Origin of the sequence: Brevibacterium sp. XM4083, from assembly GCF_006489205.2 — a bacterium.
Classification (GTDB): Bacteria; Actinomycetota; Actinomycetes; order Actinomycetales; family Brevibacteriaceae; genus Brevibacterium.
On sequence record NZ_VFYR02000005.1, the window covers coordinates 1 to 25687 of the forward strand.

The following is a 25687-nucleotide window of genomic DNA, read 5'->3' on the forward strand; positions in this document are numbered from 1 at the left end:
AAGGTGTGGAGTTGACTGGTACTAATACGCCGATCACTCACATAACCCATGAACGGGTTGGTGTGTGCGGGAGTAACGATTAAGTGTTTTTGGTGTGATCACATTGTGGTGTTCGCGTTCGCTGTGCGGTTCTTGGACCATTACCACACGCAAGTAAGTAGTGTGTGGGTGGTTGGTTGGTTTTGCGGTGGTGATAGTGGTGGGGAAACGCCCGGTTAACCGTTCCGATCCCGGTAGCTAAGCCCATGTCATGCTGATGGTACTGCAACTTGGTGGTTGTGGGAGAGTAAGTGACTGCCGCAATATTCTTTGATGGTGGGGGCACTCCTTTGTGGGGTGCCCCCACTTTCTGCATTCATGCACCGGACCGGGTGTCGCGCCGGTTGGGGTGTCTGCTGTAGTCAGCTGGGGGTGTCGAGTCCGAGGAAGCGGCGGACTGCCTCGGTGCCGGTGACCTCGACCGGCTCGGGCCCGCGAATGATGTCGGCAGCCGGCAGCATCAGCTGGTGCTCCGTGTGCGCTTTGCCGTCCTGGACGACGATGCGCTTCTGCCCGTTGGGGGAGTAGCCGAGCTTCTCGGAGACCCGGCGACTCGGATCGTTGCCGTCGATATGCGCGGTATGGAAGACCTCGACGTCGAAGTGATCGGTGAACGCGGTGACGACGGCACGACGCATCTGCGTCCCGTACCCCTGACCCTGCTCGGCCCGTGCCAGCCACGATCCTGTCGTCACCGACTTCGTGGCGAGGAAGTCCTTGCCGGTGATGCCCTGCAGGCCGATGACCCGTCCATCGACGCGGACGGTGAACTCGATGGTCCACTCCTGCCGTGAGAAGTTCGCCCGAGTGGCCCACTGGAACTGAGCGATGTTCGTCGCGATCTCCTCATCGGTTCCCGAATCCCAGTCGACGAGGAATGCCGGCGCAGTGTCACGCCGGACTCCGCCACGGGCGATCTCTGCGAGTTCGGGATAATCGGACTCCCGTGTCGGCGTGAGTTCCATCGTTCCCATCGTGATGCGCAGCCCGAAGGGCGGCCAGATCGCTGCCAAATCCATGCCCCGAGTCTAGGCCTCAGCGACCCCGAAGGGGGCTCAGCGTGCCGGAAGGGGACTCCGCGTTCCGACATCGACATGTCGCGCGCCCATCGGGTGCGGAGAGGGGCGGGTCAGCGGGGGCCGATCGTGCCGTAGGCCTTGCGCCACCGCAGCAGCGGCTGCGACTTGCCGCTGTCGGCACCGGCGCCGAGGGCGATGACCTCCCCGACGACGAGACTGTGGGTGGCGACGGTGAGGATGTCGGTGAGCCGGAGCTCGAACCAGGCGATCGCGCCGTCGAGCACGGGCTGTCCCGACCGCGGGGCAGGGAAGTTCCCGATCCCGCCGAGCGCACCGTAGAGAGGCTGACCCGAAGCGCCGAGCCGTTCGGAGAGATCCCGCTGATCAGAGGCGAGGACGGAGATCGCGAAATGGTCGCTCATCTCCAAGGTCTCCATCATCCGCGACCCCGAGTAGATGCTCACCGCCATCGTCGGCGGGTCGTAGGAGACGTCGAGGAACGAGTCGACCGTGATCGCATGCGCCGCCTGCCCGCGCCTGGCCGAGACCACGGCGACAGCGGCGGCGATGTCGTCACTGAGCTCGCGGTAGCGCTCTGTGAGCGAATACTCGTGGGACCGATCCATGGTTCCCATTCTAGGGAACTACAATGGAGCCATGACCTATCCAGCTACAGGCGGTTCGGCGACGATCGAGCGCGAGCAGAGCGAGCAGCTTGTCGAACCCGGTGACCACGAACGGTACAGCCACTACGCGCCCAAGGACAAGATCATGGAGTCCATGGTCACGGGCACCCCGCTCATCGCCCTGTGCGGAAAGGTGTGGGTGCCGAGCCGGGACCCCGAGCGCTTCCCCGTCTGCCCGAAATGCAAAGAGATCTTCGAATCGATGCCTGAAGGACCCAAGGAGTAAATGGCCGCGGAACGTCTCCCAGGGACCTCCGCCGCCGAACAGCTCCCACCGGCCTTCCCCGAGCGCGCAGCGTGGGGAACGGCCGGCAAACTGCGCGCATGGCAGGCCGAGGCCCTCGACCTCTACTTCCGGGACCAGCCCAAGGACTTCCTCGCCGTGGCGACCCCGGGCGCCGGCAAGACGACGTTCGCGCTGCGCCTGGCCGCCGAACTCCTCGCCCAGCGCGTCGTCAACCGCGTCACCGTCGTCGCACCCACCGAACACCTCAAGGTCCAGTGGGCCGACTCGGCCGCGCGCGTCGGCATCAAACTCGACCCGCACTTCAAGAACTCGCAGGGCAAGCACGCCCCCGGGTACCACGGAGTCGCCCTCACCTACGCCCAGGTCGCTGCGAAGCCCGCACTCCACCACAACCGCACCGCTGCCGGGCGAACCCTCGTCATCCTCGACGAGGTCCACCACGCCGGTGACGCCCTGTCCTGGGGCGATGCCGTGCGAGAGGCCTTCGGCCCGGCGGTGCGACGCCTGTCGCTGACCGGCACCCCGTTCCGGTCGGACACCTCGCCGATCCCGTTCGTCACCTATGCCCCCGACGCCGAGGGCATCCGCACCTCCGTCGCCGACTACTCGTACGGCTACGGCCGCGCACTCAAGGACTCCGTCGTCCGCCCCGTCCTCTTCCTCGCCTACGCCGGTGCGATGTCGTGGCGGACGAAGGCCGGAGACGAGATGTCGCACGTCCTCGGCGAGGAGACGACGAAGGACATCAACTCCCAGGCCTGGCGGACCGCGCTCGATCCCGCCGGCGACTGGATCCCCGCCGTGCTCAAAGCTGCCGACATCCGGCTGACCGAGGTCCGCCGCACCGTCCCCGACGCCGGTGGCCTCGTCATCGCCACCGACCAGGACGCCGCCCGCGCCTATGCGAAGGTGCTGCGCGAGATCACGGGGGAGAGGCCCACCGTCGTCCTCTCCGACGAAGCCGGCGCCTCCGCGCGCATCGAGGAGTTCCAGAACTCGACGGACCGGTGGATGGTCGCTGTGCGCATGGTCTCCGAAGGCGTCGACGTCCCGCGTCTGTGCGTCGGCGTCTACGCGACCTCGTCGTCGACCCCGCTCTTCTTCGCACAGGCCATCGGCCGCTTCGTGCGCGCCCGCAAGCGCGGGGAGACCGCCTCGGTGTTCCTGCCCTCGGTGCCGATCCTCCTCGCCCTGGCCAACACGATGGAGGTCGAACGCGACCACGCCCTCGACCGGCCCCGCAACGAGGACGAGAACGACGTCGTCGTCTTCGACGATCAGGCCCTCGAACAGGCCAACCGCAACGAGGGCGCGTCCGACCAGCTCGGGTCGTTCGAAGCCCTCGGCGCTGAGGCGCTCTTCGACCGGGTGCTCTTCGACGGCGGTGAGTTCGGCACCGGTGGCGCGATCGGCTCCGAGGACGAACTCGACTTCATCGGCATACCCGGCCTCCTCGAACCCGAACAGGTCCATGAGCTGCTGCGCACCCAGCAGGCCAGGCAGGCGCAGCGGAAGACCGCGGCGGCACCGCCCGCGGCAGAGGTCCACACCAGCGAACTCGAGCACCGGGCGATGAAGGAGGAGCGCGACCAGCTCCAGAGCCTCGTCGGCGCGTGGTCGCGGCGGACCGGCACCCCGCACAAGAACGTCCACGTCGAACTCCGCAGAGCGTGCGGCGGCCCGGCGGTCGCCCAGGCCACCCGTGAGCAGATCCAGGCGCGGATCAAGAAGCTTCAGGGCTGGTTCATCGGCCGGAAGTGACGCGGCCTCAGTTCGCGTAGAAGACCGTGGGAATCGCCGGTTCGCCGTCCTGGAGGCGGCGGGCCGACCGCGGCAGCTCGGCCAGCGACTCGTCGTGGCGGGCGCACGCCTTCTTCACCCCGCCGGGACCGGTGTACGATTCGTCGACCTCACCGGCGACGACGAGATCGACCGACAGGTGCCGTCCGTCGTCGAGATCGGCGGGCAGGTCGGGAATGCCGACGGCCTCCTCGACCGCGATCGCCCCGTCGATGAGGCGCCTGGCCTCCTTGTGTCCGCCGCGGGAGGGCTTGCCGCTGGAGTTCTTCGCCACCGCCGTCCACGTCCCCGCTTCGTCGGCGCGGGCCACGAGCTTGTAGACGAGCCCCGCCGCCGGCGCCCCTGACCCGGTGACGACCCGGGTGCCGACACCGTACGCGTCGACGGGGGAGGCCGCGAGCGCGGCGATCGCATACTCGTCGAGGTCGCTCGTCACCGTGATCGTCGTGTCCGTGGCCCCGAGGCGGTCGAGGCCGGCCCGCACCTCGCTGGCCTGTTCGATGAGGTCACCCGAATCGATGCGGACCCCGCCGAGGCGGTCGCCGGCGAGATCGATCGCCGTCCGCAGCGCCTCCTCGACGTCGTAGGTGTCGAGGAGCAGCGTCGTGTCGGTGCCCAGCGACGACAGCTGCGCGGCGAACGCCTCGCGTTCGGAGTCGTGGAGGAGCGTGAACGAATGGGCCGAGGTGCCGATCGTCGGCAGGCCGTACTCGAGGCCCGCGGCGAGATTCGACGTCGAGGAGAACCCGCCGATGACAGCTGCGCGGGCGGCCGCGACGGCGGCATGTTCGTTCGTCCGCCTCCCGCCCATCTCCGCGCACGGACGATCGCCGGCGGCCTGCGCCATCCGGGAGGCCGCGGAGGCGACAGCGCAGTCGTAGTTGAGCGCGGAGAGGATGAGGGTCTCGAGGATGACGCCCTCGGCGAAGCTCGCCTCGATCGTCAGCAGCGGTGAGCCCGGGAAGTAGATCTCGCCTTCGGCGTACCCGCGGATCGTGCCGGTGAACCGGTAGTTCGCGAGCCAGTCGATGGTCTCCTTGTCCACGATCTGCTCACGGCTGAGGAAGCTCAGCTGCTCATCGTCGAAGCGGAAGTCCCCGAGCATCTCGAGGATCCGACCGGTGCCGGCGACGACGCCGTAGCGGCGCCCGGCGGGAAGGCTGCGGCCGAAGACCTCGAAGAGGCTGCGGCGGTGAGCAGCTCCGGATCTCAAGGCGGCCTGCACCATCGTCAATTCGTACTGATCGGTGAAGAACGCAGTGGAACCGGTGCGTGTGAGATCACTCATAGGCGCGATCTTACGTCACGACAGCCTCGGCGATCTGCCGTATTGTGGAAACGTGAGCAATCCAACGACCCCTGTTCTCGAACCCGATGTCCGGGAGCGGACCGACCAGGACAGGGCCCGACCATGGAAGACCGTCGTCTTCAACGACCCGGTCAATCTCATGAGCTACGTCAGCTACGTCTTCCAGAGCTACTTCGGCTATTCCGCGGAGAAGGCGCACACGCTCATGCTCGAAGTCCACGAGAACGGGCGCTCCGTCGTCGCCACCGGCGGACGCGAGGAGATGGAGCGCGACACCCAAGCGATGCACGAATTCGGCCTATGGGCCGCGTGCCAACCAGATACAGGATCCGACTGACGCATGGCCGCCATAGATGCTCGAGGGGACGACGTCGTCCTCAGACTCGAGGACAACGAACGTTCCCTCATGCTCACCGTCTTCACCGACCTCGCCGCGCTCCTGAGCGAGGAGACCGAGGACGGCGAGGAGGACAGCCGCCCCGATTCGGAGAACTGGGAGGCCCGCCTCGGCCTCATCGACCGGCCCCGTCCCGACGACCCGGCCCTGCTCCGTCTCTTCCCCGACGTCGACCCGCTCGACGAGGAGCGGTCCGCGGAGTTCCGTCGCCTCACCGAATTCGATCTCGCGCAGGCGAAGGCGCACAACGTGCGGATCATCCTCATGGGCCTGCGCCGCGGAGCCGCGATCACCCTGACCCGCGACGACGTCCTCGCGTGGATGAAGGGACTCAACGACCTGCGGCTCGTCCTCGCCGTGCGCCTGGGCATCGACACCGAGGAAGCTCAGGAGGAGACGTACGCCCGGCGCGGCGAGCTCGACGAATCCGAAGAGCTCACCCTCACCCTCTACGACTTCCTCACCTGGATCCAGGACCGCCTGACGACGTCCCTGCTCGCGGAGATGCAGGGGGACGAGGACGCATGAGACTCACCGCCCTCGGCACCGCCGGGTCGTTCCCCGGACCCGGATCCGCCGCCAGCTGCTACCTCGTCGAGACCGACGAGGAGTCCCCGACGAGGATCGTGCTCGACCTCGGATCCGGGGCGCTCACCCCGCTCCAGCAGGCCGTCGACCTCGACTCCGTGTCCGCGGTCGTGCTCAGCCACCTCCATCCCGACCACTGCATGGACATGATGGGGCTCTACGTCCGGCACTGCTACGACCCGCGCTTCTTCAGCGGCGACATCACCGACACCGGTACCATCCGGACCCGCACGACCGTCCTCGCCCCGGCCGGGGCGAAGGAGCGGCTGACCCGGGCCTACCAGACGCCGCCGGGCAAGTCCCCGGTCGCCGAGGGCTGCGAGGACACCGACTTCGGTCGGCCCTTCGAGTTCGTCGACCTCGACGACCGCGCCGTGATGACCATCGGGTCGCTCACCGTCGAGGCCTTCCTCGTCGCCCATCCCGTCGAGACCTACGCGCTGCGGATCACCGATGCGAACGGCCGCGTGCTCGTCTACTCCGCCGACACCGACGAATGCGACAACCTCGTCGCCGCCGCCGCAGGCGCTGACCTCTTCCTCTGCGAAGCCGCCTTCCAGGAGGGCAGGGACACCGTGCGCGGCGTCCACCTCACCGGTCGCCGCGCCGGCCGGGTCGCCGCGACCGCCGACGTCAAGTCGCTCGTGCTCACCCACATCCCGGTGTGGACGAACTGCACGATCGTCCGCGGTGAGGCCGCAGGCGAGTACCGTGGACCCATCGAACTCGCGAAGCCCGGAGCCTGGTGGACCGTGTGAGGCCGCCTCGCCGACTCCGCCGACGACCGACCAGCCACCAGCCCTGAGCCATCGAACACCGAGCCACCACCGACCAGCCACCACCCACCGAGACTGAGGACGGACGAATCATGACGCGTGCCGACGGACGACAGGCGGACGAACTCCGCGATGTGAAGATCACCCGCAACTGGATCACCACGGCCGAGGGCTCGGCGCTCATCGAGTTCGGCAACACCCGGGTGCTGTGCGCGGCCTCCCTGACCGAGGGCGTGCCCCGCTGGCTCAAGGGCCAGGGCCGTGGCTGGGTGACCGCGGAGTACGCGATGCTCCCGCGCGCCACGGACTCCCGCAGCACCCGCGAATCCGTCAAGGGCAAGCTCGGGGGCCGCACCCATGAGATCTCCCGCCTCATCGGCCGCAGCCTGCGCGCCGTCATCGACATGACGAAGCTCGGGGAGAACACGCTCGTCCTCGACTGCGATGTCCTCCAGGCCGACGGCGGCACCCGCACCGCATCGATCACCGGCGCCTACGTCGCGATGGCCGATGCCATCGAGCGCGGACGCTCGAGCGGCATCATCCCGGCCGCGAACCGTCCGCTCACCGACTCCGTCGCCGCCATCAGCGTCGGCATCGTCGAGGGCCGGCCCGTCCTCGACCTGCCCTACGTCGAGGACTCGACGGCCGAGACGGACATGAACGTCGTCATGACCGGGTCGGGCAAGTTCGTCGAGGTCCAGGGCACCGCCGAAGGCGTCCCGTTCGATCGGGACGAACTCGGTGCCCTCCTCGATCTCGCCGCGAAAGGCTGTAAGGACCTCACCGAACTCCAGGCCGAAGTGCTCGGCCGATGACGACGTTCGTCCTCGCCACCCACAACGAGAAGAAGAAGCGCGAGCTCCTGGCCATCCTCCTGCCCGTGCTCGGGGAGGACACCACGGTGCTCACCGCCGCCGAGGCGGGTCTGCCCGATGTCGCCGAGACCGGGGTGACGTTCGAGGAGAACGCGCTCATCAAGGCTCGTGCCGCGGCCCGGGCCACCGGGAAGACGGCGATCGCCGATGACTCCGGCATCGCCGTCGACGTCCTCGGCGGGGCCCCTGGCATCTTCTCCGCCCGCTGGGCCGGTCGGCACGGAGACGACGCCGCGAACCTCGAGCTCCTCCTCGCCCAGCTGTCCGACATCGCCGCCGAGCACCGCGGCGCCCAGTTCCGCTGCGCGGCCGCCGCTGTCACCCCCGACGGACGCGAATTCGTCACCGAGGGGGTCATGCCCGGGCACCTGGCGACCGCACCGGCCGGCGACGGCGGATTCGGCTACGACCCGATCTTCATCCCCAGCGGGTCGGAGATCAGTGCCGCCGAGATGACGCCGGAGGAGAAGAACGCCCGTTCGCACCGGCGCATCGCCTTCGACGCGCTCGCCGCGATCCTCGGCGCCGAATCCGGACTCTGAGACCGCCTCGGCGACGGGGTCCCTGCCGCAGGCGGCAGTCCCGTTCCAGATCAGCCGCTCACGATGTGACCCCCGCCACGTTCACGGGGCCCGGGCTCGGATACACTGACAGAGCCGATGGGCATCCCGAACTACGAGGTGAACGATGAAGACTCCGCGCGCCACACTCCTGGTCGCGGCCGCAGCCGCTGTGACCCTGTTCCTGTCAGCGTGCTCCGCGGGAGCCTCAGACCCGGGGGAGGGGCAGAACGACTCGATGGCGATCGCGTTCACCGCCGAACCGGTCAACCTCGACTTCACCTCGACCTCCGGGGTGGCGATCCCCGAGGCGCTCATGGAGAACGTCTACGAATCCCTCGTCCGCGTCGACGAACAGGGCAAGATCCAGCCCGCCCTCGCGCAGGAATGGGACGTCTCCGATGACCGGCGGACCTACACGTTCACCCTGCGCGACGGAGTGACGTTCTCCAACGGTGCGGAGCTGACGAGCGAGGACGTGAAGTACTCGTACGAACGCGTGCAGAACGAGTGGCAGAACCCGCTGAAGTCGAAGATGGACATCGTCGAGGAGATCACGACTCCCGATGACTCCACCGTGGAGATCACCCTGGCGAAGCCGTCGAACATGTGGCTGTTCAACCTCACCACCCTCGTCGGCGCGGTCTTCGACACCGCCGGCACCGACGATCTCGCGAACCAGGCGATCGGGACGGGCCCGTATGCCGTCGACTCGTTCACGCGCGGACAGTCCATCGACTTCGTCGCCCGCGACGGCTACTGGGGTGAGCAGCCCGCGGTGGCCAACGTCGAGTTCAAGTACTTCAAGGACGCGGTGTCGGCGGCGAACGCCCTGAAGTCCGGGGAGATCGACGTCGTCTCGAACCTGCAGGCCCCGGAGCTCGCCAGCGAATTCCAGAACGACGACTACCAGATCGTGTCCGGAACGACGAACGGCGAAGTCGTCCTCTCGATGAACAACGCCGAGGGCATCTTCGCCGACAGGACCGCACGCGAGGCCGTGATGTACGCCATCGACCGCCAGGCCGTCCTCGACACCGCATGGGCCGGCTACGGGGAGCTCATCGGGTCGATGGTTCCGCCCACGGACCCGTACTACGAAGACCTCACCCAGGTGTGGCCCTACGACCCGGAGAAGGCGAAGTCGCTCGTCGACGAGGCGGGGATCAGCGGCGAGGAGTTCGCCTTCACCGTGCCGAACCTGCCGTATGCGAAGGCGATCTCCGAGATCGTGTCCTCCCAGCTCGAGGCCGTCGGGCTCAAAGCGCGAATCGAGACGCAGGAGTTCCCCGCCGTGTGGCTCGACAAGACGTTCACGAAGCACGAATACGACATGTCGGTGATCAACCACGCCGAACCCCGCGACCTGCTCACGGTGTTCTCCTCCGACTACTACACCGGCTACGACGACACGAAGATCAAGGAGCTCGCGGAGAAGGCCGACACCGGCACCGAGGAGGAGTACATCTCCGGCATGAAGGACATCGCGCGCACGATCACCGAGGATGCCGCCGCCGACTTCCTCTTCCTCTTCCCCAACCTCGTCGTCGCGAAGGCCGACGTCAGCGGGATCCCGGCCAACCGCGTCTCCGACGCCTTCCGCATCGCCGATCTCAGCTGGGCGTGAGACCCGTCGCCCATGCTCGCCTACATCCTCGGTCGGTTCGTCCAGTTCCTCCTCTCCCTCTTCGTCGCCTCGGTGATCGTCTTCGCGCTGATGAGCGTCCTGCCGGGCAACGCGGCACAGGTGGCGCTGGGAACGAACGCGACACCGGAGGCCGTCGCCGCCCTCGAAGCCCGGTACGGTCTCGATGAGCCCCCGATCGTCCGCTACCTCGACTGGGTCGGCGGCATGGTCCAGGGCGACTTCGGCACTTCGTACGTCACGGGCACGCAGATCACCCCGGTCATCGTCGACAGCGTCCAGGTCACCGCGATCATCGTCGTCACCGCGATCGTCCTCGCCGTCGCCATCGCCGTGCCGCTGGGCACCTTCGCCGCCCTCGAGCAGCGCAACTGGGTGGGCGCGACGATCTCCGCACTCAGCCAGATCGGGATCGCGATCCCCAACTTCCTCGCCGCCATCCTCCTCGTCATGGTCTTCTCCCTCACCCTGGGATGGTTCCCCTCCCAGGGGTGGACGGCGCCGATCGAGGGCTTCGGCGACTTCCTCGCAGGCCTCGTCCTCCCTGTCGTGGCCCTCGCCCTCGTCCAGGCCGCGATCCTCACCCGCTACGTCCGCTCGGCGGTCCTCGACGTCATGCGGGAGGACTTCATCCGCACCGCCCGGGCGAAGGGCCTGACTCGCACCCGGGCGCTCTTCGCCCACGGTCTGCGCAATGCCGCGATCCCCGTCATCACCGTCGCCGGCGTCCAGCTCGCGACCCTCCTCGTCGGCGCCGTCGTCATCGAGCAGATCTTCGTCCTCCCCGGCATCGGCTCGGAGCTCGTGCGGGCCGTGGCCAACCGCGACCTGCTCACCGTGCAGGGCATCGTCATGGTCCTCATCGTCCTCGTCCTCATCATCAACTTCATCGTCGACCTCCTCTATCCCGTCGTCGACCCGCGTCTGAGGAATGCCGCATGAGCGAGCCCAACCCCCGCGACACCGTCGCCACCGACCCCGCCGCAGCGGCACCTGCCGTCCCCGAGCGGAGGCGACGCCGCCTCGGTGCGCCGCTGCTCATCGGGGGCGTCCTCGTCGCCCTCATCGTCGTCCTCGCGCTCGTCTCCTTCGTCTGGACGCCCTATGATCCGGGTGCCGTCGACCCCGCCGCGCGACTCGAATCCGCGAGCCCGGCGCACCCCTTCGGCACCGACCGGTTCGGCCGCGACACCCTGACGTGGATCATGGACGGGGCGCGGATCACTCTCCTGGTCGGCGTCGTCGCCGTCGGCATCGCCCTGCTCATCGGCACCCCGATCGGCATCCTCGCCGCCGTCTTCGCCCAGTACCCGTGGGGCGGGTGGATCGGCGCGGCGATCATGCGCGCCAACGACATCCTCCTCGCCTTCCCCGCCCTGCTCCTGGCGATCATCTTCGCCGCCGTCTACCAACCCGGCACCGGACCGGCGATGGCCGCCGTCGGCATCGCCTCGATCCCCGGGTTCGCCCGCGTCGCCCGCTCCGGCACACTGCAGGTGCTCGGCTCCGACTACGTGCGCGCGGCCCGCGCCGCCAACCGCAGCCCCGGCGCTATCGCCGTCGTCCACGTCCTGCCGAACATCGCCGGCATGGTCATCGTCCAGGCGTCCGTGACGTTCGCCATCGCCGTCCTCGCCGAGGCGGGGCTGTCCTTCCTCGGTCTCGGCACCCAGGCGCCGGTGCCGTCGTGGGGACGGATGCTCCAGGAGTCCCAGCAGTTCCTCACCACCCACCCCGAACTCGCGCTGTGGCCGGGCCTGTTCATCGCGCTCGCCGTCCTCGGGTTCAACCTCCTCGGCGACGGCCTGCGGGACCGCTTCGACCCGAAGATGGAGGTGCGCTGAGATGGCCGAGACCCTCCTCGACGTCGCGGGGCTGACGATCACCCCGGCCGATTCCGGCGCCCCCGTCGTCGACGGCGTGTCCCTGACGATGGCGCCGGGGGAGCGGGTCGGACTCATCGGGGAGTCCGGATCGGGGAAGTCCCTGACCGCGCTGTCGATCATGGGGCTGCTGCCCGAGGAGCTCTCCGCCGCGGGTTCCGTGACCCTGGCGGGCTTCGACGGCAACGTCCTCGAAGCGAGCGAACGGCGACTGGCCCGGATGCGCTCGGACCTCGTGTCGATGGTGTTCCAGGAGCCGATGAGCGCGCTCAACCCGCTCATGCGCGTCGGCGACCAGATCGCCGAGGTGCTCCGCCTCCACGGCGGCGTGCCACGGGCTGAGATCCCCGCGCGGGTCCGCGACCTCCTCGTCAGCGTGCACATGCCCGACCCCGACGGAGCGCGGTTCGCCTACCCGCACCAGCTCTCCGGCGGCCAACGGCAGCGGGTCATGCTCGCCATCGCACTCGCTAACTCGCCGCGCCTGCTCATCTGCGACGAGCCGACGACCGCGCTCGACGTCACCGTGCAGAAGCACATGCTCGACCTCATCTCCGAACGCGTCGACGCTGTGGGGGCGGGACTCCTCTTCATCACCCACGACCTTGCCGTCGTCGCCGGCCTCTGCGACCGCGTCATCGTCATGCACGGGGGCCGGATCGTCGAGACCGGCAGCGTCGCGGAGGTCTTCACCGACCCCCAGCACGCGTACACGCGCGGCCTCCTCGCCTCCTCCGACCTCGAGGCCACCGACGAGAACGGACGGCTCTTCACGCTGCGCACCGCAGGGGAGTACGCGGGGCCCGGCGGAACCGAGCGGTCGGACCCGCTCTCGAGATTCGCCCCGCCGCCCCCCGGTGGGGCGACGGACAGGCCGGTGACCGCCTCGGCGCGCGCCGTCGTCCGGCGGGCACAGTCGGCACCCGAGGGGGGAGACCCGGACCCGCTCAGCGACCCGGACCCGCTCATCGAGGTCGCCGGCGTCTCGAAGCTCTACCGCTCGGGCGGACTCCTCTTCCGGCGCCGCCGGCCCGTCCAGGCCCTCGAGAGCATCGACCTCAGCGTCGCCCGCGGACAGCGGCTCGGCATCGTCGGCGAATCCGGGTCGGGGAAGTCGACGCTGCTGTCCATCCTCGCGGGCCTCGACACCCCGACGACCGGGCATGTGCGCGTCGGCGACATCACCGTCGAATCGGCGTCCGCGGCAGACCTGAAGACCCTGCGCGAGCACCTGCAGATCGTCTTCCAGGATCCGTTCGCCTCCCTCGACCCGCGCATGCGCATCGCCGACATCGTCGCCGAACCGCTCATCGCCAAGGGCATCGGACGGGAGGAGCGGGAGGCCAGGGTCGAGGAGATGCTGCGCGCCGTCGACCTCGAGCCGGCCACGATGCGCCGCTACCCGCACCAGTTCTCCGGCGGGCAGCGGCAGCGGATCTCGATCGCCCGCGCCCTCGTCTCCCGCCCGCAGATCCTCGTCGCCGACGAACCGGTCTCCGCTCTCGACGTCTCCGTGCGCGCGCAGGTGCTCAACCTGCTCAGCGACCTCGTCGACGACTACGCCCTCACCCTCGTCTTCGTCTCCCACGACCTCGGCGTCGTCCGCCACCTGTGCTCGGACGTCGTCGTCATGAAGGACGGCCGCATCGTCGAGGCCGGCACGACCGAGGGCGTCTACGCACACCCGCGTGAGGAGTACACGAGAAGTCTCATCGCGGCGACGCCCAACCTCGCCGAGGCGCTCGCCGGCGCCCGCTGACCCCGAGAAGAGAGAAGGACGACGATGACCTTGGCCGACCGCTCAGCCGCGGAGATGACGGTGGGCTTCGCCGCCGGGGACTTCGATCCGTGCGACGTGTTCGCTGCCGTGGCAGAGCGGATGGACGCATGGGAGCCGGTCATCAACGCCCTCGTCCACCGCGACGATGCGCGGTCGACCGCGGCTGCCGAGGCGAGTGCCCGGCGGTGGCGGGAGAACCGACCGCTCAGTCGCCTCGACGGGGTGCCGGTGACGATCAAGGAGAACATCGCACGCCGGGGAGTGCCGATGCCCTCGGGACATGCCTGGGTCGAGGTGCCCGTCGCCGACCATGATGCGCCGATCACCGAGCGACTTCAGGAGGCCGGTGCCGTCATCGTCGGGTCGACGACGATGCCGGACTGGGGGATGCTCTCCTCCGGGGTCTCCTCCCTCCACGGGATCACCCGCTCCCCGCTCGACCCGAGCCTGACGACCGGAGGGTCGAGTGCGGGAGCCGGAGCTGCGGCCGCTGCCGGGTACGGTCCGATCCACATCGGTTCGGACATCGGCGGGTCGATCCGCCTGCCGTGCACGTGGTTGGGGCTGGCCGGACTCAAACCGAGCTTCGGACGGGTTCCCCTCGACGTCCCCTACCTCGGACGCTGCGCGGGACCGCTCGCACGGTCGATGGCCGATGTCGCAGCGGTGATGCCCGTCATCTCCGCCCCCGATGACCGCGACTACTCCCGGCTGCCGCGGTTCGCCGCCGATGCCGAGGAAGACCTCGGGACTGTCGGACTCAACCCGGATGCGGCCTTCTCGCCGCGGGGACTGCGGATCGGTCTCCACCTCGACGCCGGCTGCGGTGAGCCGGTGGATCCGGAGGTCGCGGCGGTGATCGCCGAGGCGGGGCGGACGTTCGCCGCGGCCGGTGCCGAGGTCGTCGACGTCGACCCGTTCATCGACGACGACCTGCTGCGGGACATGGATCTGTTCTGGCGGGTGCGGTCGTGGACTGACCTGCGAGCTCTGCCGGTGTCCGAGCAGGATCTCATCCTGCCCTACATCCGGCAATGGGCGCAGGGCGGAGCCGACGTGCCGGGCACGACGCTCATGGACTGCTATCACAGCGTCCAGGAGATCCGCCGGCGCACCATCGCCGCCACCGGCGGGTTCGACCTCGTGCTCTCGCCGGTCGCCCCCGGAGCGGCCTTTCCCGCCGAGTGGCCGATGCCGTATCCGGACGCGACCGAGAAGATGGGCCACATCGGCTTCACGATGCCCTTCAACATGTCCGAGCAGCCGGCGGCGACCGCCCTCGGCGGGTACACCGGGGACGGCCGGACCGTCGGCGTGCAGATTGCGGGTCGTCGGTTCGCCGACCGGCTCGTCATGGCCGCCGGCATGTGGTTCGAGGCTGCGGCAGGCATCCCCGCCCCGCAGCGAGCCGACCTCGGGTGAGGCCGCGGTTCGGCCTCCGCCGACCGTCCTCTCGTGGTCAGCGCCTGGGCGCGCAGACGCTGAGGGCCGGGACGCCGTTGCGGGCGGTCCCGGCCCTCATCATGGGTGGCCGTCAGTGGTGGCTCAGAAGTCGAAGAATTCGACCGTGAGCTTGTCGCCTTCGATCTTCACGCTGCCGGAGACCGACAGCGGGTTGTCGTTGGAGAAGTACGAGGATCCGGCGGCCTTGCCGTCGACGCTGAAGTCGAACGAGCCGTTGGTCTCTGTGAAGAACGAACCGGTGTTCGTGTCACCCATTCCGAAGGAGGCCTTGACCTGCGGCATCTTCTTCATGGTCCACTTCGCGGTGTTGTCCTTCGCGAGGTCTTCGAGCTTGTCATCGGTGCCGCCGACGGGAATCTGCGTCGGATCGAACTTGATGAACTTGCACTTGGGCTTGATGTCCTTGTTGTCGAAGCACTTGTTCAGCTCGGCCTCGACCTGCTTCTGCACTTCCTTCTCGAAGTCAGGCGTCGGGGAGAGGGCGAGGTTGAGGGTCAGAGGCGACACCTGGTCGGTGCTCGGCTGATCGCCCGGGGCGTACGCCTGCGGGAAGTTCGCCGCGGCCGTGTCGGAGGCCTCGGAGACCCACTTGCTCGCCGGGATCGAGAAGTCGTAGTTGCCCGGGTAGACGGCGAACGCGGTCGTGCCTGCCTGCGCCGTGTAGTCGGTGCCGTTGATCTTCAGACCGTCGGCTGCGGGCACGTCGAGCGAGATGACGTGGAGCGCGGGACCGGTGAGCGTCCACTTGTCGAAGAAGAGGTTCTGCTTGCCGTCCTTCTTCGCGGGCAGGTCGACGTTGTACGTGCTGCCGTCGAGCTCGTAGGTGACAGTGACCTTGCCGGTGTCCCCGTCGACCTGTGAGGTCTCGACCTTGGCGTTCTCGATCTTCGCCGAGGAGGCGTCGGTGAAGTTCTTCGACAGCAGGTCCATGTTCGTGCCCTCGGGGCGCGGGGACGGGGCGATCTTCTCCGCCGCGGCGAAGTCGCCCTTGTTGAGGGCGGCCACGTAGTCCTCGGCGACGGTGTCGGGTCCGTAGTTGTTCTTGTTCACCGAGTTGATGACGAGGAACCCGACGAGCACGAGGACGAGGACGAGGAGAACCGAGCCGAGGGCGATGAAGAGGGGCAGCTTGCCCTTCTTCTTCGTCGGACGGGCCGCGGCCCGCGAGGTGGCTGTCGTGCCGCCGGCGAATCCGGGTGCCGGAGCCGGCTGCGGCAGCGCCTGCGACGATCCGGGTCCCGACCCGGTGCGCGGACCCGACCCGGTCTGGGGGCCCGAGGCGGTCTGGGGTCCGGAGCCCGTCGGGCTCTGGTACGGGTTCGTCTGACCGTAGGGACCGTTGTCGAACGAACTGCTGCTGTACGCGTTGCCGCCCGCCTGTCCGGGCCCGGGCTGTGCCGGTCCGGGCTGGCCGGGGCCGTTCTGTGCGGGCCCGTTCTGTGCCGGGCCGAACTGGCCGGATTGAGGCTGGCCGGGGCCGGGCTGGTAGGGGCCGGGGCCGTTCTGTGCCGGACCACCCTGACCTGGACCGCCCTGACCTGAACCGTTCTGCGCAGGACCGTTCTGCGCTGGGCCGTTCGGACGCGCGGAGCTCGCGCCGAACAGGCCGCCGGCCGCGGCGGCACCGAAGGGAGCCGCGCCACTGCCCTGACGCTCACCCTGCTGGGGACCACCGGCCTGGGGACCGCCGTTGGGGCGGCCGTCGCCCTGCGGGCTGTTGCCCTGTGGAGCGTTCCCGGGGGAACCGTGACCTGAGGCGCTGCGGTTCTGTGCGCCGAACTGCGGGGCGGACGGCTGCGCAGCGGCAGGACCGCTGGTGCCGGGGCGCTCGCCCGGTCCGGATGCCCCCTGATCCCGGGGGCCGGACTGGCCGCCGGGCGTCTGCAGCGGCGGGGCGCTGTCGCCGAAGGACGGTTCGCTGCGATCGACCGACTCCGGTCGGTTCGCGGACTCGGAACGATCGCCGGAGAAGGGGGCGGGCATCGCCACGGTGTCATCGCTCGGCGCCGGGGCCTCTGCGGGCTTCTCCGCGCCGTCTGACGTGACCGCGCTGCCGGGCTTCTCCGCGCCGTCCGACATCTTCGCATCGTCGGACGTGCCAGCGTCGGGCTTGTCAGCGGGGGCCTTGCCACCGTCGGATCTGCCGGCGTCGGGCTTGCCGACGTCACGACCGACCGACCGGCCGCCGTCCGCACCGGATTCGGCGCCCTTGGCTGACCCTGCCGGCGTGCTCGTCGCGGATTCGGCGGGGCTGCCTGCCGAGGTCGCATCTGACTTCGAGCCTGCGTTCACCGCATCTCTGTCGGCAGGTGTCGATGGGTCCTTGCTGTCTCCGGCGCCGTTGCGACCCGGGGGCTGATTGGGTGGTGGCGGAACGTTCTGTTCGTCATTCCCATTGCTCATCGCTCGCTGCTTCCTTAACTTCCGACACGCGCGTTCTGGCGCAATTGTACGTCCCTGAGATGAGTTTCGCGCGGTCAATACCGGGAAGTCGACTGTCGGTCAGCGAAAATGGAAACGATGCACACTTCTCCACATCAGAGCACCACCCGCCATCCCGTCCTCCTCGGACTGGTCGAGGCCTTCCGCCTCGACCTCATCGTCATCCCGTCGGCGTTCGTCGTCGCGACGGTCTTCTGGATCGTCGGGCTGGGCGCTCAGCTCGACTACTCGATCATTCCCGAATGGGCGTTCGCGCTGTGGGCGGTCGTCCACGGGCTGAGCGTCTCGACGATCGGGTTCGACTTCTCGCTTGCGCCCGGGCTCGTCACCCTCGGCGTGTGGCTTCTCCTCGCCGCCGGAGCGTCTCGGCTCGTCTCGACGCTCTCGGACGCCGATCCGATCCGCTCCGACGACGGAGAGGAGACTCCGTGGTGGGCGATGTGCGCGATGGCGCTCGCCGGATTCGCGCTCGCCTACGCAGGTCCGCTCGTGGCACTGTCCCTCATCGTCGGTGAGGCGACGATGACCCCGCTCGGGTTCGTCCGGCTTCTCGTGCTGCTCGTCACCGCCTTCGCCGTCGGGTATGTCCGGGCCCGCGGCGTCGTCGACATCCCGTGGTTCTCCGACCTCGATCCCGCACTGTGGCAGTCGGCCGTCGCTGTCGCCCGGCGCGTTCTCTGGGGTGCGGCATCCCTCGCCGTCGTCGTCATCGGCGCCGCCCTCGTCCTGCGCTGGTCCGACCTCGCCGAGGCGATGGGATCCTACAGCTCGCCTCTGTCGGCGGGCATCGGACTCACCGTCCTCCAGCTGCTCTTCGCCCCCGGTGCCCTGTTCGGCGCCCTGTCGTGGATCGCGGGGACCGGGGTAAGCATCGGCGCCGGCGGCGTGAGCTCCGTGTTCAGCACGGTGACCGGCCCGGTTCCGCCGGTGCCCGTCCTCGAGCTGCTCGTCGGCGAGTACCCGGTGTGGACGAAGGCCGCACCGGCTCTGCTCGTCCTCCTCGGCGTCGGCAGCGTCGTCATCGGCCGCACCCACGCACGGGCCGTTCACGCGGCGTCGTGGACGGGACTGGCGATCGCGGTCGGGATCCTCTTCGTCATCGCCGAGACCATCGCCCTGTTCTCCCGTGGAGCGATCGGACCGCTCGGCCTGGCGGCCTTCGGACCCTCACCGCTGACTGCGGCGCTCGCCGTGTGCGGATGGATCGGGGTGGGGCTCAGCCTCGGACTCGTGCTCACGAAGCTCTCGCACATGCAGTTCGACGACGCCGTCGAGACCGCGGACGCCGAGGAGTCCTGAGGCTCAGCGGCTCAGTTGGAGCCGGGAAGGTCGAGCTCCTGCCCGGTGATCTGCTGGAACCAGTCGCCGAGTCCGGTCTCGTAGTCGCTCGCGCACGTCAGCTCCGCCTGCTGGGTGATCGCATCCCGGACGCACTCCTCGTACGCGGTCTGGACGGGCCAGAGGACGACGGAGGACATCGTGGAGAAGATGAGGTAGATGCTCAGCAGGCCGCCGAGTACGCCGAGTGAGATGCTGCGACGCTGCTTCGCCCTGACCACGGCGATGATGTAGCGGATCGACCACACGATCGCGGCGATCGCGAAGCCGGCCGCGGCGAGCTTGAACGGCAGCGGGTACGTGAACGTCAGCACGGCGGCGAGGACGAGGAGGACGAGGATGAGTCCGTGCCGCGCGGGCGCTGCCTGCCTCTCCTCTTCGGGAGTGGGGGCGTTCTTCTCTTCGGTGCTGTTCGGTGACGTCACCCCCACATTTTGTCACAGTCGACTGGCAAACGCCTCGGCGCGAAGCAGTGCACCCGGGACGGGCACGGGCCGACGCGTGGATAGAATGGATCCGTGCGCATCGTTCTCCTGGCTTCCGGTTCAGGCACCCTCACCCAGGCCGTCATCGACGCCTTCGCCGGGCCCGCCCGCGCCGAGGCGGGTGTCGAGATCGTCGGCATCGGCTCCGATGCGGCAACCGCCGGTGTCCTCGCCCGCGCCGAGGCGGCGGGCATCCCGACCTTCGTCGTCCGCCCCCGGGACAGCGCGACCCGGGAGGACTGGAACCGGACGCTGCGCGACACCGTCGCGGACTTCGCCCCGGACTGGGTCGTGTCCGCGGGATTCATGCGCATCCTCGGCGAGGAATTCATCTCCGCCTTCCCCAACCGCATCATCAACACCCACCCGGCACTGCTGCCCGCATTCCCCGGCGCCCACGGCGTCCGGGACGCGCTCGCGCACGGGGTCAAGGTCACCGGGGGGACCATCCACCTCGTTGACGCCGGAGTCGACACCGGGCCGATCATCACGCAGTTCGCCGTCCCTGTCCACGACGGCGACACCGAGGAGACCGTGCACGAACGCATCAAGACCCGCGAACGCGAGGAAGTCGTCCGACTGCTGGCGTTCCTCACCGCCAACGACCTCGACATCGACGGTCGCCGAGTGCGGGGCTACCGCGCATGACCGTCCGACCCGACTCCACCCACACCGCACCCCAAGGAGGATCAGTGACAGGAACCCGCGCGATCAGGAGAGCGCTCATCAGCGTCTACGACAAGACCGGTCTCGAGGAGCTCGCCCGCGGGCTCGCCGCGGCCGGGGTCGAGATCGTCTCCACAGGATCGACGGCGGCGCGCATCGCCGACGCCGGGGTCGACGTCACGAAGGTCGAGGAGCTCACCGGCTTCCCCGAGACCCTCGAAGGCCGGGTCAAGACGCTCCACCCGCGCGTCCACGCCGGGATCCTCGCCGACTCGCGCAAACCCGATCACCTCGAGCAGCTCGACGAACTCGAGATCGCACCGTTCGACCTCGTCGTCGTCAACCTCTACCCGTTCGCCGACACCGTGGCCAGCGGCGCCGGCTTCGACGACTGCATCGAGCAGATCGACATCGGCGGACCCTCGATGGTCAGGGCGGCGGCGAAGAACCATCCCACCGTCACCGTCGTCACCGACCCGGCCGACTACTCAGCGGTCGTTGACGCGGCATCCGCCGAGGGCTTCGACGAGGGAGCCCGACGGGCCTTCGCCGCCCGCGCCTTCGCCCACACCGCGGCCTACGACTCCCAGGTCGCCGCCTGGTTCGCCGGGGAACTCGCCGCCGAGGGCGCACAGCCGGACTTCGCGGGACTGACCGGCGTCAAGCTCGCCGACCTCCGCTACGGTGAGAACCCCCATCAGGGGGCAGCCGTCTACACCGACGGCACCCGGGGGATCGCCGGTGCGAGACTGCTCGGCGGCAAGGCGATGTCGTACAACAACTACACGGACACGGATGCCGCGATCCGCGCCGCCTTCGACTTCGAGCGTCCCGCCGTGGCGATCATCAAGCACGCGAACCCGTGCGGCATCGCCGTCGCCGACACCCCCGCCGAGGCGCACCGGGCCGCGCACGCCTCCGACCCGCTCTCGGCGTACGGCGGAGTCATCGCCGTCAACCGCGAGGTCGACGCCGCGCTCGCCGAATCGATCAAGCCGATCTTCACCGAGTGCCTCGCCGCACCGTCGTTCTCGCCCGAGGCCCTCGAGATCCTCGCCGCGAAGAAGAACCTCCGCCTCATCGAACTCGGCGACGTCGACTTCCCGGCCCGCGAGTTCACGCAGATCACCGGCGGTTTCCTCGTCCAGGACCGTGACGTCTTCCAGGCCGCCGGTGACTCCGCGGAGGCGTGGACGCTGGCGGCCGGACCGGCGGCGACGCCCGAGGTCCTCGCCGACCTCGAATTCGCGTGGAAGGCCTGCCGGGCGGTGAAGTCCAATGCGATCCTGCTCGCGAAGGACGGGGCCTCGGTCGGCGTCGGCATGGGGCAGGTCAACCGCGTCGATTCCGCGAAGCTCGCCGTCGACCGCGCCGGCGCCGAACGCGCCGCCGGGTCCGTTGCCGCCTCCGACGCGTTCTTCCCGTTCGCCGACGGCCTGGAGATCCTCCTCGACGCCGGTGTCACCGCCGTCGTCCAGCCGGGCGGATCGATCCGCGACGACGAGGTCATCGCCGCCGCCGAGGCCGCGGGTGTCTCCCTCTACCTCACGGGGAGCCGCCATTTCTTCCACTGAGCGCACGCGCACCTCTCCCCGCCATGCCCGGCGGGGGAGAGGAGCGGTCGCCAAGCGCTGGATCTACTGGAAGCGCCGGTACGCCCACCCGGTGTCGAAGGACTGGGTGCTTCTGGCGTGCCTCGTCGCCATCGTCATCGCCGCGGCCTCAGCGTTCATCGACTTCCGCCTGGCGGCCATCGTGCTCGCCGCCGTCCCGGCAGGACTCGCGATGCTGCGGGCGATGCCGGCACCCTGGGGCGAGTTCTGGGTCAACAGGTCGAAGACCGTCGACATCCTCACGTGCCTGATCTTCGCCGTCCTCCTCGTCGGCCTCGCGTTCGTCGTTCCCCAGACGCGCTGATGCCGGCCGCGCGCCGTTGATGGCGAGGCCGTACAGCGCTCTGACCTCTGCCGATGCCGGGCAGTCGCCCTCCGACCGGTCAAGCTACTGTAGTTGAGATCACCGTCACTTTGTGAGGTGGCTGTGAAATCTGCCTCCCCATCTTGTCTCGGGCGCGGGAAGTGGCATCGTGGACTGCGTCAGGAGGTCCGAGAGGGCCTCTTCCGATGAAAGGAGACAGCATGGGATTTGATGACCTCACCAACAAAGCCAAGGACGCCTTGAATAGCGATAAGGGTGAAGAACTCAGCGACCAGGGCCTGGACAAGGGCGCTGACGCAGCCAACAACCTTTCCGGCGGCAAGTTCGAGGACCAGATCAACCAGGGCCGCGACGGCGCCGACGGTGCGATTGGCAACGAATGATCTTCAATCCATAGCCGCGTCCGGCATGGATGAGCGCCGAGGTGAAAGCGATTTCACCTCGGCGCTTCTTCGTGTCCGCACATCGGTGTCGCGCCCGGATGCCGCGCGCCCGGATGCCGGAGGAGTCGGCTCAGCCGAGCTTCTCGACCGGCGCGTACCGCAGCAGGAGGCGCTTCGTGCCGAGCGAGCCGAAGTCGACGACGGCAACGGTCTTGTCGCCGACGCCGTTGACCTCGGTGACGGTGCCGAGGCCGAACGATTCGTGGGAGACCTTCTCACCCACGGACACGGAGATGACTTCGCGATTGGGGCGGATGCGGTTGGGGAAGCCGCCGCCCGCCGCCGACGAGGACGACCGGCTGCTGCGCGAGGATCCGGTGCCGCGGGTCGACCCGCCGCCGTAGCTGCTGCCCGAGCTGTAGCCGCTGGAGCCGACGCCGCGTGATCCTGAGCCGAAGCCCCCGCCGCTGCCGAGCGGCGAGGAGAAGCTGCCGGTGCTCTCCCACTCGATGAGGTTCTCCGGGATCTCCGTGAGGAACCGGCTCGGCGGGTTGTACTGCGGCTGGCCCCACATGCTGCGGGTCTCGGCCCGCGTGACGATGAGCCGCTGGCGGGCCCGGGTGAGGCCGACGTAGGCGAGGCGACGCTCTTCGGAGAGCTCGCTGGGATTCTCGAAGGACCGGGCGTGCGGGAAGCCGCCGTCCTCGAGACCGGTGAGGAAGACGACGGGGAACTCGAGTCCCTTCGCCGTGTGCAGGGTCATCAGCGTGACCTGACCGAGTTCGGCGTCGGGGATCTGGTCGGTGTCCGAGGCGAGGGCGACCTGCTCGAGGAAGGCGTCGATCGAGGAGGTGCCGGCCGCCTCGGCGGGGGACTCGACGTCCGCGGACTGTGCATCGGCAGCGGATTCGGCGATCGCCTCGGCGGGGGCATCCTCCGGCCCGGGTGAAGCACTCGTGTCGTCGGCGTCGGTCGCCTCCACGGCTGCGGAGGGAACGGCGTCGGATTCCGCAGCCTCCTCGTCATCGGCGGCGGCGATCGTGCGCGTGGCGGCGAAGTCCTCGGCCACGGCGACGAGTTCGGCGAGGTTGTCGACCCGGGACTCGTCCTGCGGGTCCGTGCTCTTCTGGAGGGATTCGAGGTACCCGGACTGCTCGAGGATCGCCTCGATGACACGGGACACGGGAGCCGCCTCGGCGGTCGCGGAGAGGTCTCTCAGCAGGTCGTAGAACTTCTGCACCGCGGTCTGCGCACGCGAGGGCAGGTGGGGGATCTCCGCGAGGCGACCGAGGGCCGCGTAGAAGCTGATGCCCTCCCGGTCGGCGAAGTCGGCGATGATGCCCTCGGTGCGGTCGCCGATCGAGCGCTTGGGCACGTTGAGGATGCGCCGGAGGTTGACGTCGTCGTCGGGGTTGGCGATGACGCGGAGGTAGGCGAGGGCGTCCTTGATCTCCCGGCGCTCGTAGAAGCGCGTGCCGCCGACGACCTTGTACGGGATGCCCGAGCGGACGAGAGCGTCCTCGATCGCCCGGGACTGGGCGTTCGTGCGGTAGAAGACGGCGAAGTCGCCGTACGTGTACGTCTCGTCGTCGATGAGCTCGTCGATGCGGTCGACGACGAACCGCGCTTCGGCCTGTTCGTTCTCCGCGACCCAGCCGACGATCGGCTTGCCCCCGCCCTCGGAGGTCCACAGGCGCTTCTCCTTGCGGTCCTGATTGTTGGCGATGACGGCGTTCGCGGCGTCGAGGATGTTCTGCGTCGACCGGTAGTTCTGCTCGAGGAGGACCACCTCGGCGGCGGGGAAGTCCTTCTCGAACTCGACGATGTTGCGCACCGTCGCCCCGCGGAACGCGTAGATCGACTGGTCGGCGTCGCCGACGACGGTGAGCTCGGCACCGCCGGAGCCTCCGGCGCCGTCACCGGCCAGAGCGCGGATGAGCGCGTACTGGGCGGGGTTCGTGTCCTGGTACTCGTCGACGAGGATGTGCCGGAACCGCCGGCGGTAGTAGTCGGCGACCTCGGGGAAGGCGCCGAAGAGGTGGACGGTCTCGGCGATGAGGTCGTCGAAGTCGAAGGCGTTGGCGAGCTTGAGGCGCGCGGTGTAGCGGCGGAAGACGTCGGCGAGCACCTCGTCGGCCGGATTGTTGGGGCGGGGGACGAAGTCCTCGGCCGTCTGGAGCTCGTTCTTGAGGTTCGAGATCCGGTGGAGGATCGCCCGCGGGGCGTACTTCTTCGAATCGAGACCGAGCTCCTTGAGGATCTGCGCGACGAGGCGCTGCGCGTCCTGGGCGTCGTAGATCGTGAAGTTCGACTTCATGCCCAGCGTCTTCGCCTCGCGCCGGAGGATCCGCACGCAGGAGGAGTGGAAGGTCGAGACCCACATCGACCGCGAGGCGGGTCCGACGATCGCCGAGACGCGCTCGGCCATCTCCTTCGCGGCCTTGTTCGTGAACGTGATCGCGAGGACCTCGCCCGGGTGTGCGCGCCCGGTGGCCAGCGCGTAGGCGATGCGCCTCGTGAGCACCGTCGTCTTGCCGGAACCGGCGCCGGCGACGATGAGCAGGGGAGAGCCCGTGTGGACGACGGCTTCGCGCTGGCGGGGGTTGAGTCCCGACAGCAGTTCGTCGGCGGGCGAGGCGGCCGTGATGGAGGAGTTCTCAGTCATGTCGGAGTCCACGATACCGGTCGCCGCTGACGCGAGGGGACGCGCTCACCCTCGGCCGCTCTTCGGGCGCTGGGCAACTCGGCGCCGACTGGCTGAGCGGCTGAGCGCCCCGAAGGGGGCTGAGGACGCGGGTCAGCCGACGAAGACCGCGACGAGGACGTTGATGATCGCGAACGCGAACGTGAGATGTGCCATCGTCGCCGAGGGGTTCTTCGTCGCCACGGCTGCCCCGCCGGCACCGGATCCGGTCGTGCCGCCGGCAGCGAGTCCGCCGTTGTCGAGTCCCGCGGCGTACCGCTTCTGCTGCCGGTTGCCGATGAAGGCGAAGACCGTGACGAGGATCGCGACGACGAGCTTGATGCCGATCTTCATGTGGTTGACCTGGCCGTCACCCATCTCCGCGAGCCCGACGAGGAGGAGTCCGGTGACGAGCTGGAGGTACGAGGCATGGAGCATTCCGGGCAGCACGCGAGGGGCGCGGATGACCGTGAAATAGCCTCCCACGATGATCGCCATGCCGATAAGATGAAGGGTGAGCAGTACCTCGCGCAGAATTTCCATACCGTTCATCGTAATGGCATGATGGTGTCTCGTGAGCGCGGGCCCTGATTGACTGGCGCACGCTGTTCCGCCCTGGTGTAATGGCAGCACGCCGGCCTTTGGAGCCGTGCAGTATAGGTTCGAATCCTATGGGCGGAG

Annotated in this window: 24 protein-coding genes, 1 tRNA gene and 1 rRNA gene; 19 read left to right on the top strand and 7 right to left on the bottom strand. The window is 68.8% G+C overall.

The window, feature by feature from the left end; genetic code table 11:
* The first annotated feature begins 183 nt into the window (after nucleotides 1-183).
* Nucleotides 184-303 (top strand): 5S ribosomal RNA (rrf, locus tag FJ887_RS15210).
* Between the two features lie 98 nt (nucleotides 304-401).
* On the opposite strand, the gene FJ887_RS15215 is transcribed toward rrf, so the two are convergent.
* Together FJ887_RS15215 and FJ887_RS15220 are read right to left on the bottom strand one after the other, a co-directional pair.
* Nucleotides 402-1058: a GNAT family N-acetyltransferase gene (locus FJ887_RS15215; protein ID WP_137826858.1), complete on the bottom strand. Its 657-nt coding sequence runs from the start codon at nucleotides 1056-1058 to the stop codon at nucleotides 402-404.
* A gap of 110 nt (nucleotides 1059-1168) precedes the next feature.
* Nucleotides 1169-1684 carry a flavin reductase family protein gene (locus FJ887_RS15220; protein WP_137826859.1) on the bottom strand — a complete coding sequence of 172 codons (516 nt, stop codon included), beginning with the start codon at nucleotides 1682-1684 and terminating at the stop codon, nucleotides 1169-1171.
* A 31-nt stretch (nucleotides 1685-1715) separates the two neighbouring features.
* Here FJ887_RS15220 and FJ887_RS15225 point away from each other — a divergent pair, with 31 nt between their 5' ends.
* Both FJ887_RS15225 and FJ887_RS15230 read left to right on the top strand, forming a co-directional pair.
* A complete protein-coding gene (locus FJ887_RS15225; protein ID WP_137826860.1) occupies nucleotides 1716-1970 on the top strand; it encodes a DUF3039 domain-containing protein in 255 nt (84 codons plus the stop codon).
* Nucleotides 1971-3752 (top strand): DEAD/DEAH box helicase, encoded by a 1782-nt coding sequence (locus FJ887_RS15230; protein WP_140955564.1) that lies wholly within the window; start codon nucleotides 1971-1973, stop codon nucleotides 3750-3752.
* 7 nt (nucleotides 3753-3759) lie between these two features.
* Here FJ887_RS15230 and FJ887_RS15235 read toward each other — a convergent pair whose 3' ends face one another.
* Nucleotides 3760-5079 carry a nicotinate phosphoribosyltransferase gene (locus FJ887_RS15235; protein ID WP_140955565.1) on the bottom strand — a complete coding sequence of 440 codons (1320 nt, stop codon included), beginning with the start codon at nucleotides 5077-5079 and terminating at the stop codon, nucleotides 3760-3762.
* Between the two features lie 52 nt (nucleotides 5080-5131).
* Between FJ887_RS15235 and clpS the strand changes: the two genes are divergently transcribed.
* From clpS to FJ887_RS15285, 10 genes are all read left to right on the top strand, one after another.
* Entirely contained in the window at nucleotides 5132-5437 is a 306-nt protein-coding gene (gene clpS, locus FJ887_RS15240; protein WP_140955566.1) for an ATP-dependent Clp protease adapter ClpS, read from the top strand.
* A gap of 3 nt (nucleotides 5438-5440) precedes the next feature.
* Entirely contained in the window at nucleotides 5441-6025 is a 585-nt protein-coding gene (locus tag FJ887_RS15245) for a DUF2017 family protein (RefSeq protein WP_140955567.1), read from the top strand.
* Nucleotides 6022-6843, top strand: a complete 822-nt coding sequence (locus tag FJ887_RS15250; protein WP_137826865.1) for an MBL fold metallo-hydrolase — start codon at nucleotides 6022-6024, stop codon at nucleotides 6841-6843. Before FJ887_RS15245 ends, FJ887_RS15250 begins: the two co-directional genes overlap by 4 nt.
* Before the next feature lie 110 nt (nucleotides 6844-6953).
* Nucleotides 6954-7679 carry a ribonuclease PH gene (gene rph / locus FJ887_RS15255; protein WP_140955568.1) on the top strand — a complete coding sequence of 242 codons (726 nt, stop codon included), beginning with the start codon at nucleotides 6954-6956 and terminating at the stop codon, nucleotides 7677-7679.
* Nucleotides 7676-8281: an RdgB/HAM1 family non-canonical purine NTP pyrophosphatase gene (gene rdgB, locus FJ887_RS15260; protein ID WP_137826867.1), complete on the top strand. Its 606-nt coding sequence runs from the start codon at nucleotides 7676-7678 to the stop codon at nucleotides 8279-8281. The genes rph and rdgB overlap by 4 nt, the downstream gene beginning before the upstream one ends.
* A gap of 145 nt (nucleotides 8282-8426) precedes the next feature.
* Nucleotides 8427-9926 carry an ABC transporter substrate-binding protein gene (locus FJ887_RS15265; RefSeq protein ID WP_140955569.1) on the top strand — a complete coding sequence of 500 codons (1500 nt, stop codon included), beginning with the start codon at nucleotides 8427-8429 and terminating at the stop codon, nucleotides 9924-9926.
* Nucleotides 9927-9938: 12 nt separating this feature from the next.
* Nucleotides 9939-10886: an ABC transporter permease gene (locus FJ887_RS15270; protein WP_137826869.1), complete on the top strand. Its 948-nt coding sequence runs from the start codon at nucleotides 9939-9941 to the stop codon at nucleotides 10884-10886.
* Nucleotides 10883-11788 (top strand): ABC transporter permease, encoded by a 906-nt coding sequence (locus tag FJ887_RS15275; protein WP_181365665.1) that lies wholly within the window; start codon nucleotides 10883-10885, stop codon nucleotides 11786-11788. The genes FJ887_RS15270 and FJ887_RS15275 overlap by 4 nt, the downstream gene beginning before the upstream one ends.
* Before the next feature lies 1 nt (nucleotide 11789).
* Entirely contained in the window at nucleotides 11790-13586 is a 1797-nt protein-coding gene (locus FJ887_RS15280) for a dipeptide ABC transporter ATP-binding protein (RefSeq protein ID WP_140955570.1), read from the top strand.
* 24 nt (nucleotides 13587-13610) lie between these two features.
* Entirely contained in the window at nucleotides 13611-15029 is a 1419-nt protein-coding gene (locus FJ887_RS15285; RefSeq protein WP_140955571.1) for an amidase, read from the top strand.
* Between the two features lie 123 nt (nucleotides 15030-15152).
* Here the strand turns inward: FJ887_RS15285 and FJ887_RS15290 are convergent, their stop codons facing one another.
* Entirely contained in the window at nucleotides 15153-17363 is a 2211-nt protein-coding gene (locus FJ887_RS15290) for a hypothetical protein (protein WP_250786262.1), read from the bottom strand.
* A gap of 228 nt (nucleotides 17364-17591) precedes the next feature.
* Between FJ887_RS15290 and FJ887_RS15295 the strand changes: the two genes are divergently transcribed.
* Nucleotides 17592-18812, top strand: coding sequence for a cell division protein PerM (locus FJ887_RS15295; protein WP_140955573.1), 1221 nt, complete (start codon nucleotides 17592-17594; stop codon nucleotides 18810-18812).
* Nucleotides 18813-18823: 11 nt separating this feature from the next.
* On the opposite strand, the gene FJ887_RS15300 is transcribed toward FJ887_RS15295, so the two are convergent.
* Nucleotides 18824-19276, bottom strand: coding sequence for a hypothetical protein (locus tag FJ887_RS15300; protein ID WP_137826783.1), 453 nt, complete (start codon nucleotides 19274-19276; stop codon nucleotides 18824-18826).
* A gap of 93 nt (nucleotides 19277-19369) precedes the next feature.
* On the opposite strand from FJ887_RS15300, the gene purN reads away from it, so the two are divergent.
* The 4 genes from purN to FJ887_RS15320 all read left to right on the top strand — a co-directional run bounded on the left by purN (nucleotide 19370) and on the right by FJ887_RS15320 (nucleotide 22323).
* Nucleotides 19370-19984, top strand: a complete 615-nt coding sequence (gene purN / locus FJ887_RS15305; protein WP_137826784.1) for a phosphoribosylglycinamide formyltransferase — start codon at nucleotides 19370-19372, stop codon at nucleotides 19982-19984.
* Between the two features lie 44 nt (nucleotides 19985-20028).
* The gene (gene purH, locus FJ887_RS15310; RefSeq protein WP_181365666.1) at nucleotides 20029-21576 is read left to right on the top strand and encodes a bifunctional phosphoribosylaminoimidazolecarboxamide formyltransferase/IMP cyclohydrolase; all 1548 of its coding nucleotides are present in this window, start codon (nucleotides 20029-20031) and stop codon (nucleotides 21574-21576) included.
* A gap of 91 nt (nucleotides 21577-21667) precedes the next feature.
* On the top strand, nucleotides 21668-21919 hold the full coding sequence (locus FJ887_RS15315) for a hypothetical protein (protein WP_250786263.1): 252 nt from the start codon (nucleotides 21668-21670) through the stop codon (nucleotides 21917-21919).
* A 221-nt stretch (nucleotides 21920-22140) separates the two neighbouring features.
* Entirely contained in the window at nucleotides 22141-22323 is a 183-nt protein-coding gene (locus FJ887_RS15320) for an antitoxin (protein ID WP_137826786.1), read from the top strand.
* A gap of 130 nt (nucleotides 22324-22453) precedes the next feature.
* Here the strand turns inward: FJ887_RS15320 and FJ887_RS15325 are convergent, their stop codons facing one another.
* Both FJ887_RS15325 and FJ887_RS15330 read right to left on the bottom strand, forming a co-directional pair.
* Entirely contained in the window at nucleotides 22454-24988 is a 2535-nt protein-coding gene (locus tag FJ887_RS15325; RefSeq protein WP_181365667.1) for a UvrD-helicase domain-containing protein, read from the bottom strand.
* Between the two features lie 132 nt (nucleotides 24989-25120).
* Complete coding sequence (locus FJ887_RS15330; RefSeq protein WP_137826787.1) at nucleotides 25121-25549, bottom strand: hypothetical protein; 429 nt, start codon at nucleotides 25547-25549, stop codon at nucleotides 25121-25123.
* A gap of 66 nt (nucleotides 25550-25615) precedes the next feature.
* Here FJ887_RS15330 and FJ887_RS15335 point away from each other — a divergent pair.
* Nucleotides 25616-25687, top strand: a tRNA-Gln gene (locus FJ887_RS15335).